Source organism: Clostridioides sp. ZZV15-6598 (genome assembly GCF_020657705.1).
GTDB classification, from domain to species: Bacteria; Bacillota; Clostridia; order Peptostreptococcales; family Peptostreptococcaceae; genus Clostridioides; species Clostridioides difficile_F.
Genome location: NZ_JAGWCS010000289.1, coordinates 1 through 978, shown reverse-complemented (window position 1 = coordinate 978; position 978 = coordinate 1). Strand labels below are relative to the sequence as shown.

At 23.6% G+C, this 978-nt stretch carries 1 protein-coding gene; it reads left to right on the top strand.

Features of this window, described 5'->3' with window-relative positions:
- A partial coding sequence (locus KGF50_RS21625; protein WP_227849966.1) for a nucleotidyltransferase family protein occupies positions 1-978 on the top strand: 978 nt, incomplete at both ends.

Sequence of the window (978 nt, the reverse complement as noted above, 5' to 3'; positions counted from 1 at the left end):
CTGTATGTTTTGGTAGTGAAGAGGGAAACACAGATATTCTTTACAGTATTGCAGAAATTTTAGCAAATGAGCCAAAGGAATTTAAATTGCTTTTAAAAAAATATTTAGATGATGGTATGTTATTTCCAGTAGCTAGAGCTAATTCACTTTTCGATTATATACACCAATATGAAAACAACAACTTAGTTCAAAAAACTACAAAAGAACAATTATTAAAAATATTAAATTCATCAAATAATATACTTGGTATAGAATATATAAAAAATCTTATTAATTTAAACAGTAATATAAAGCCATTTACTATTTCCAGAGTTCAGTCAGAATACAACTCTAAAGAAATTGATAATAGTATTTGCTCTGCTACTGCTATAAGAACTTCACTTAAAGAAAATTGTAATATCTCTCAATTAAAAAGAGTTATTCCAGAAAAAACTTATAATATATTAAATGAAAAAATAGATAGTAAATTTTTTCCTATGTTTGATGAATTATTTTTTGAGACATTAAAAACAATCATACTTAGAGACGTATCCAATTTAAAGGATTATTTTGAAGTAAATGAAGGTATAGAAAATAAAATTTACAAAGATATTTTTACATCTAACTCTTTATACGAATTGCAATTATCAATTAAATCTAAGCGATATACTTTAACTAAAATCAAGAGAACTTTAAATAATATATTGTTAGGCATAAGAAAGAGCGATATTCACCTTGTAAAAGATATAGACATTGTTCCTTATATAAGAATACTTGCTTTCAATGACAAAGGTAGAGAAATTCTAAAAGAGATAAAAAATAAATCTAACATAGAAATAATAAATAAATTTTCAAATATATCATTTTCATTAGATGATGCGATTTTTAAAACACTTATAAGTTATGATATAAAATCTACAAATATATACAACTCTGTATATTATAGAAATAATAAAGATTTGGTGAAAGGTCCTATGGACTTTTACACTCGTCCAATAT